This is a genomic window from Paenibacillus camerounensis (genome assembly GCF_000723885.1).
GTDB classification, from domain to species: Bacteria; Bacillota; Bacilli; order Paenibacillales; family Paenibacillaceae; genus Paenibacillus_AQ; species Paenibacillus_AQ camerounensis.
Genome location: NZ_CCDG010000013.1, coordinates 55754 through 63423, shown reverse-complemented (window position 1 = coordinate 63423; position 7670 = coordinate 55754). Strand labels below are relative to the sequence as shown.

Below are 7670 nucleotides of genomic sequence, written 5' to 3'. Positions count from 1 at the left end.
ATTCGTTTTTTCGCATACATTTGGCCAGGGTATATGCCTATATTCGCTATTTCAATACAGCTGCCAGCTGCCAAGAACAATGAACGCCTTAAGGGGGTAAGACCAAATTAAAGTTAAGCAGCTGCCAGAAGTCAGCAAATTAGGTTCTTAAGTACCCTCTATATAGATCCACACTTCGGGTGGATTTGTTCTATAAATCTGCTACTTGGTAAATGCACCGAAATCCGTAATGCTGAGATCGAATTTAATATTGATAGTGGAGCTGCTGAACGTCTCGTCCCAATGCTCCTTGACTTTACTCCAGGTCTTGGGATGCTGAATGCTGAGCACCTTCCCAAAGCCGGCTACATCAGTCTTGTAATCTTTCTGAAGCTTCACGATCAGGTGATCCATCATCTGCTTAAGCTTCTTTTCGAAGACCTCGCCGGTTTTTTTTGCATATTCACTAGAGGAAGGCAAGCCGGAGATGTTCCACGTTTCAATCAGCCGCCCTTCCGTCTCAATAGATACATTGAAGGTGATTTCGTCTCCGTCTACCTGGGCTTTGATTTTACTGTTCATTGCTTTCATTTCATAGGTCATCGGCTCATTGTCCCAGTCATAGGTTTTGATTACACCGGAGGAGCTTTTTTTAGTCAGCCAGGAGAGACATTCCGTGTCCTCCTGACTCAGATTACCGATCCAGTGACCCGTATCCCCCTTAATTATTGCTGCTCCGGCAAACTCGGTTTCACCATCTGCGGTGACCAGGTTCTGCAGTGCGAAGCTGCGCTTGGCGTGCATAAGGGCGTCCATATCGGACAAAATGACCGGGGTCATTACCTTACTTGTCCTGATCTGATTACGGATCATCTGCCGGATGTGGAAAGAGGGAACCTCATCATTGTCTGAGACCAAAGTGTCTTTTGCCCGGCCCTGGCTGATGAAAACCATGGTGCTTGGACGGATATCATTATCACGCAATACAAAATCCATCAGCTGATCGATAGTCTGCTGCTTCAGCAGCTCAGCTGAGACAACAATGACTTTGAGGTGATGACCGACGATCGGGCGGTCATTGCGGATGGAGTACTGGCGGAAAATTTCAAGCACAGAGTCCCCGGTGCCGGAGAGATTATGATAGGATGCGGTTTGCTGGCTGCCTTGTTTTTCTTTAATGCCTACCATTTTTACCGGGACTATCTGGACCGTTGCCGTAATCTTGTTCTCTTTTGAGTAATGAACCCCTTTATCGGCAAGCTCCTGTTCAGCCTTGGTCAGCTCCCCGACATCCAGGGCGAGGCCGGTGTACAGCGCCAGATCCTCGATCTCCTTGCTGCTCCAGCATCCGGTCTGGGTGGCGGCAAGCAGAGAAAGACAAAGGATAAGCGGCAATAAACGTCTATACATGCTGCTTCGATCCTTTCCTGCGGATCAGCCAGATGATGGAGAGCAGCACCGGCAGCAGCATGAACAGGAAGAGCCCCGATTTTCCGATGAAATCCCCCAGACTGAATACTTCACTAATGGATTTGGGGATCATTGCCGAGATGAAAATGACCGGAATCAGCATATAAATCACCGGATGCACCTTAAGCCGGAAGATTTGCGAAATGCCCAGCGAGGCCTGGAAAAAGAAGCTGCAGAAGTTGCAGAACATCTGCATCAGCCAGATGACCATCAGCGGAAACTCCATCCGTTCGAACAGAAATCCTGTAATTTCAAAGCTGCGGATCAGGTCGATGGTCGGCCAGGTGCTCGTTACAACCGAATCAATGGATAAACCGCCAATGACCATCACTACAGTCAAAAAATACAGCCCTACCGGAATGCCGATGCCGATCAGCATTGTTTTCACTGCTTTTTCAGGCCTTTGCATAAAGGCCACGAGTGTCATGACAACCTCACATCCGCTGTAGACCAGCACCGTAGATTTCAGGCCGTAAATCACAGGCAGAATACCCTCTCCGAGGACCGGGCGCAGATTATCGATATCGAACAGCCGGAGGCTAAGCGCGTAGCAGATGATCAGAATCATGATGCTGATTGGAAAAACAATCTGGAACACTCTGGCGATAGAGTTGATTCCGCCGTAAACGAGATAGGTCCCCGCCCAGATAAACGGCAGGATAATGGCCCAGATTGGCGTTCCCTCCAGCAGAAAGAACAAGGTGACCTCTGCCAGCGAACGAATCTCAAAGCCGGCCAGAATCAGAAAGTAGAGAATCAGCGGCAGGCAGAGCAGTGCACCGGGAACCCGTCCGACGATGCTTCCTGCATACTGGAAAATGGTTTTGCCCGGAAACTGCTGGCTGATCTTTACCATCAGGGTGACAACTGCCATTACGATAACACCGCCAAGCAGGACAGACAGCCAGGAATCAGGCGTCTTTACAGCATCGCTTACTCCCCGCGGCAGGGTCAGAATCCCGGCCCCAAGCACGGTGTTATTAAGGAAGATTGCGGCTTGTGTAGCGGTGATTTTGTCATCTGTACGGGTAAACATGTTATGGCCTCCTTCCGGTGGTATAAGATTAGGATTTACGCCTGTTGTTCTGTGTCTTCATCATAATAGGCCTGCGTTTCATCAGGCTGAGCGGTGCCCGTAAGAACAGGTCCTTCCAGTCTGACAGCCGGTAGGGTGTCACTGGGGTAAGGTAGGGTACGCCGAAGCTTTTCAGCTTGGTGAGATGGCTGCAGAGCAGCAGGAAAAACAGAATAGTCCCGAACATTCCCAGAAGCGCGGCAAAGCCCATACCCAGAAAGCGGAGCATCCGCAGCGTAATGCCGGCACTGTACATTGGTATCGAAAAGGAAGAGATGGCAGTGACTGCAACAACAATAACCAGGAACGGGCTGACGATACCCGCATTTACGGCGGCATCGCCAATAATAAGACCGCCGACGATACCCATCGCCGGACCGACCGGCTTAGGCAGCCGGATGCCGGCCTCGCGCAGGATTTCAATAGAGACCTCCAGAATCAGCACCTCGATAATCGAAGGAAAGGGAACCCCCTGCCGGGTCTCGATAATCGACAGTGCCAGCTCTGTCGGAATTAGTCCGGGATGGAAGGAAATAAAAGAGATGTACAGGGCCGGAGCCATCAGCGCCATAAAGGAGGCGACGAAGCGCAGCAGCCGGATCATGGTGCCAGGCAGCCAGCGCTCATAATAATCCTCCGGTGACTGGAGCAGCATGCTGAAAGTAACCGGGACAATCAGGGCGAAGGGTGTCCCGTCCAGCAGAATAGCGATCCTTCCCTCCAGCAGGGCGCTGATTACCCGGTCAGGACGTTCCGTATTCTGCACCTGCTGAAACGGGCTCAAATAATTATCTTCAATCAGCTGTTCAATATATCCCGATTCTGCCAGGAAATCGATATCCAGCTTGCTGATGCGTGTCTCTACTTCCTTAAGCAGTTCCAGGTTAACGATATCCTTCATATAAGCGAGCACAAGATCCTTCCTGATGCGGGTCCCGGCACGGTAGGAGCGCATTTCCAGCTGATCGTTGAAGCCCTGGCGCCGCAGAATCGAGGTGTTCTCGCTGAGCACCTCCGAGAAGCCGAGTCTTGGACCGCGCAGCAGCGCCTCCGAGACGGGCTCGGCGAGTGCGCGGTTGGCGCCATCCGGCGGCTCAATCAGAAGGCCCTGAGGCAAGCCCTCAACCAGCAATCCGGCATGACCGAACAGCACGGACTGATTGAAGAGGGTCAGGTCACCGGCTTCATTAATCTGGCTGAAGGGCAGCTCTGACAAGGCTTTACCGGGAGTTGAAAGGGAGTCTGCCGCTGCTTCGGACACCAGAAACTGCATGATCTGCAGATTCAGCTGCCGGTCGTTCTGCATGCCGTCTACAAAGATGAGTACAGCCTGCTTCTGCAGCCCGCTTATTGTAAACTCCTTAAAGTGAAGATCGGAGTTGCTGCCGATAGAATCTCTTATAAATTTGAGATCAGCGGCATAATCACCACTGAAGCCTTGCGGATCCGGTATCGGTCCGGTATCGGGAGCCGGCTGCTGGTTCTTGTTCGGATCAGAATTTTTGGTTCCCGGCGATTCCACGGCTCTTCCGCTGCCCACCATAGAATACAAGGCTTTGTAAAGGCCGTGACCCAGAAGCGGAAATAGCAGGGCGATGCCTGCCTGTCCAAAGATTGCCCAGCCCGGGATATAGGATATGACGGTAGCAAGCAATGCGATCACCCGACTTTCATTGAAGTAGACAGCTGTGTATATGAAGTTTTCCAAAGTCTGCTTCAATTTAGTCATTTATGCTAAAAAATATGTTTGACCCGCAAACGGTTAAGCTAAAAAGAGGACCAGCCCTATTCATGGGCTGGTCCTCTTTCACATCATTGTACCAGGCTTACTTGCTTCCTGTTCCGGCCGCAGCTGAGCTGTCCGTTCCGTTCCGGCTGTTCCCGCCATCCGGAGCACCGCCCCGGCCGCCACCGCCGAAGCCGCCGGTGCTGACTGTAATTTTGTCAGCAATGGCGGTGTCGGTCTGCAGGGTATATTGAATAATATCATCAGCCTTAAGATCTGCGAGACTTAGCACGGTTTCCTTCTGCTCTCCGTTTTCAAAGGTAACAGAGACATACTGAGTATCCCCGGTGACCGTAATCTCTGTAGTCTCTTCCGAGAAACTTTGCATCATGCCGCCCATTCCTCCCTGACGTCCGCCGCCCTGCTGGCCGGCTTCACCGCTTTGCCCGTCCCCTTCAGGCGGAGTGCCCTGCTGGCTGCCGGCCGGCTGTCCGCTTTCGCCGGCCCCGGGCGGAGTGCCCTGTCCCTCAGAAGGCGTGCCTTGTCCGCCTTCGCCGCTATTCTCCGGCCGGCCCTCCGGCATTTGCGCAGTATAGACGGTGATGGTGCTGCCGCTGATGCTTTTGATTTTGCCGATATTCATCCCGGCTCTGTTCATGCCGCCCGGCCCCTGTCCGCCTTCTGCGCTGCTGCCCTGTGTCTGGGTGCTTTGGCTGTCTGCAGCTGCGGGTGCTGCGGTATCGTTACCGGAGCTGCAGCCCGCAAGCAGAACTGCGGCAATGAGAGCGCCCGCCAGCATATAAGAGACATGTTTTTTCATATTTAATTCTCCTTTTATTGTAAAGTTCAAGTGATTTCCGAGGTTACTATAGCAGATGTTTCTGAAAGCTGGCTTAAAGTCGCAGTATGGTAATCTGCACGGGAACCAGAGAAGCAAATGTTATATAATTAAGGGAAGAATATGAAGAATGAGATGTATTTCTGGGAAAAGAGGAGCACATGACAACTTTACTGGTAACAGGCTACCGTGCACATGAGCTCGGGATATTTGACAATAAGCATCAGGGGATTCCTTATATCAAAAAAGCGCTGGAAAGCAGGCTGATTCCGTTAATTGAGGATGGGGTGGACTGGGTGATTACGCCCGGACAATACGGAGTGGATCTCTGGACCTGCGAGGTTGTGCTGGAGCTGAAACGGGAATATCCGCAGCTGAAGCTGGGGATTATTACGGCCCATGCCAATCCGGAGGAAAAGTGGAAGGAGGACAAGCAGAACGAGTACCGGCGGATCGTGGCAGGAGCGGATTATTACGGAGCAGTCAGTAATGCGCCGTATGACGGGAGCTGGCAGTTCCGGGCCAGGGATGATCTGCTGTTCCGTAAAAGCGATGCCATTCTCCTGTTCTATGACGAGGAAGCAGCTGAAGGCAGCCCGAAATTCGTTAAGGAACGGGCATTGAAGCTGCATGCAGAGAGTGACTACGGATTCCATCTGATGCTGGCGGAAGAGATTCAAAATATTGCCGACGAGGAGAGCCGGAGCGATTATGAGTAGAGCCTTTTAGCCGGAAAAAGAGAGGAAAGACCGAGTATGGAAGCCATGGAGATGCAGGAGGATATTTGTTATGTCATATTGCTCAGTCCCACGGAGCACGACCGCAGGGATATGGAGATTATCCGGGCGGCCTCCCGTGAAGAAGCCGTCCGGATTGCTGAACGTGATCCTTATGTCACTTCCGGCATCCGCAGCTATGAGCTGCGTACCTGGGGGCTGTCACACGCAGGCAACAGGCATATGGGCATAGCAGCAGAGTAAGCATACCGGTTAAGCGATGTTTAAACAAAGCTGTCCAGTGAAGGCGGCTTACGCACTTTGTAATGCTGCTCGTACGCATAAGCCAGCTTGATCAGCAGCGGCTCCTGATAGGCCTGCGCCGAGAAGGTCACGCCGAACGGGGCGCCGGCCGAGGTGTAGCCGGATGGCACAACAATCGACGGGTAACCCGATCTTGAGGTGATTCTGGCGCCAAAATCAGCCGGGAACAGCAGCGCATCCAGCTCGTATTCCTCCATGGCAGCGTCAATGCCAAGCTCCTTGCAGAGCCGCAGGTCGGTGGCGCGGTCACGCAGGTAATTCGGTTCCGTCAATGTGCCGGATGAGGTATATTCGGCGTCGATCAGGGTCGCTTGTCCATAGCGCAGCGTCTCCTGCGGATGGGCATGGTTGAAGTCGATAATATCCTTCAGCGTCCGCATCTTCGCTCCAGGTCCGAGCCTGGCGAGATAGGCATTTATAGAGGTTTTGAATTCATTCAGTACAACAGAGGAATATTTAATCTCACGTGCGGTGCGGATGTCGGCCGGATCTATGATCACAGCCCCCAACTTACGCATCTTCTCAACAGAAGCATTGAATAGTGTAAGCTGCTCCTCTGTGAGCTCTTCGAAATAATAATCGCGCGGAATTCCGATCCGTGCCCCCTTAAGGCCGTCCGGGTCTAGAAAAACGGCGTAGTCCTCGTGGATTCTGCCGGTATTAGTGCCCATCGCAGCATCACTGTCATCCTGCCCAAGCATGGCGTTAAGCAGCAGTACTGCATCACGTACAGTCCTGCCCATCGGGCCGGCAGTGTCCTGGGTGTTCGACAGCGGCAGAATGCCCGAGCGGCTGAGCAGGCCGACAGTCGGCTTGATGCCTACGATCGAGCCGAGATTCCCGGGATTAAGAATGGACCCGGACGTTTCTGTGCCCACCGACACTGTGCAGAAATTGCAGGCAACGGCTACAGCGGAGCCGGCGCTGGAGCCGCCGGTCGGCGTTGAGATATTGTAGGGATTCAGCACCTGTCCGCCGCGTGAGCTGTAGCCGGAGGGCATACCGTTTGTCATAAAGTTGGCGAACTCCGTCATATTCGCTTTGCCCATTATAATGGCACCGGCCTCACGCAGCTTTTTTACAATAAAGGCATCCTCCCCGGCAAAGGAATCCGCCAGCGCCAGCGATCCTGCGCTGGTATGCATTTTGTCCCCTGTATTGATATTGTCCTTAAGCAGGACCGGAATTCCGTGCATCGGCCCGCGCGGGCCCAGCAGCTCTCGTTCCCTGTCCAAGGCTTCGGCGATGAACAGCGCATCCGGATTGATCTCCAGTACAGCGTTGATGGTCAGGCCATTTTTGTCATGCTCGGCAATGCGCTCGTAATACAGGAGAACCAGCTGTCTGGAAGTAATGTCACCGGCGGCAAGTGCCGCCCCAATCTCCGGAATTGTAGCCTCTACAATGTCAAAGCTCATGCGGGTCCACGCTTCTTTCTCTCTTTGGAATGGCCTTCTCCTTCATCTAACCATAGTTTGCAGCAGGTTGATAGAGTAGTGTCAGGAATTTTTTACGGACAGTCCAAATAGCTGCAGATCTATA

The 7670-nt window shown here is 52.7% G+C and carries 7 protein-coding genes; 2 read left to right on the top strand and 5 right to left on the bottom strand.

What is annotated here, in order from left to right; all coding sequences use genetic code 11:
* Positions 1–201: 201 nt before the first annotated feature.
* The 4 genes from BN3772_RS05840 to BN3772_RS05825 all read right to left on the bottom strand — a co-directional run bounded on the left by BN3772_RS05840 (position 202) and on the right by BN3772_RS05825 (position 5070).
* A complete protein-coding gene (locus BN3772_RS05840; RefSeq protein WP_042197721.1) occupies positions 202–1389 on the bottom strand; it encodes a Ger(x)C family spore germination protein in 1188 nt (395 codons plus the stop codon).
* On the bottom strand, positions 1382–2485 hold the full coding sequence (locus BN3772_RS05835; protein ID WP_042197719.1) for a GerAB/ArcD/ProY family transporter: 1104 nt from the start codon (positions 2483–2485) through the stop codon (positions 1382–1384). Before BN3772_RS05835 ends, BN3772_RS05840 begins: the two co-directional genes overlap by 8 nt.
* 28 nt (positions 2486–2513) lie before the next feature.
* A complete protein-coding gene (locus BN3772_RS05830) occupies positions 2514–4178 on the bottom strand; it encodes a spore germination protein (RefSeq protein WP_042197717.1) in 1665 nt (554 codons plus the stop codon).
* Positions 4179–4350: 172 nt separating this feature from the next.
* Positions 4351–5070: a hypothetical protein gene (locus BN3772_RS05825; protein WP_042197714.1), complete on the bottom strand. Its 720-nt coding sequence runs from the start codon at positions 5068–5070 to the stop codon at positions 4351–4353.
* Between the two features lie 179 nt (positions 5071–5249).
* Between BN3772_RS05825 and BN3772_RS05820 the strand changes: the two genes are divergently transcribed.
* Positions 5250–5807, top strand: a complete 558-nt coding sequence (locus tag BN3772_RS05820) for an SLOG family protein (RefSeq protein WP_042197710.1) — start codon at positions 5250–5252, stop codon at positions 5805–5807.
* 36 nt (positions 5808–5843) lie between these two features.
* A complete protein-coding gene (locus tag BN3772_RS05815; protein ID WP_042197707.1) occupies positions 5844–6068 on the top strand; it encodes a YciI family protein in 225 nt (74 codons plus the stop codon).
* A 20-nt stretch (positions 6069–6088) separates the two neighbouring features.
* On the opposite strand, the gene BN3772_RS05810 is transcribed toward BN3772_RS05815, so the two are convergent.
* A complete protein-coding gene (locus BN3772_RS05810) occupies positions 6089–7546 on the bottom strand; it encodes an amidase family protein (RefSeq protein WP_042197705.1) in 1458 nt (485 codons plus the stop codon).
* Positions 7547–7670: the final 124 nt, after the last annotated feature.

Coding starts and splice junctions, on each gene's coding strand:
- BN3772_RS05810 (WP_042197705.1), bottom strand. CDS start 7,546: ATGAGCTTTGACATTGTAGAGGCTACAATTCCGGAGATTGGGGCGGCA.
- BN3772_RS05835 (WP_042197719.1), bottom strand. CDS start 2,485: ATGTTTACCCGTACAGATGACAAAATCACCGCTACACAAGCCGCAATC.
- BN3772_RS05840 (WP_042197721.1), bottom strand. CDS start 1,389: ATGTATAGACGTTTATTGCCGCTTATCCTTTGTCTTTCTCTGCTTGCC.
- BN3772_RS05815 (WP_042197707.1), top strand. CDS start 5,844: ATGGAAGCCATGGAGATGCAGGAGGATATTTGTTATGTCATATTGCTC.
- BN3772_RS05820 (WP_042197710.1), top strand. CDS start 5,250: ATGACAACTTTACTGGTAACAGGCTACCGTGCACATGAGCTCGGGATA.
- BN3772_RS05825 (WP_042197714.1), bottom strand. CDS start 5,070: ATGAAAAAACATGTCTCTTATATGCTGGCGGGCGCTCTCATTGCCGCA.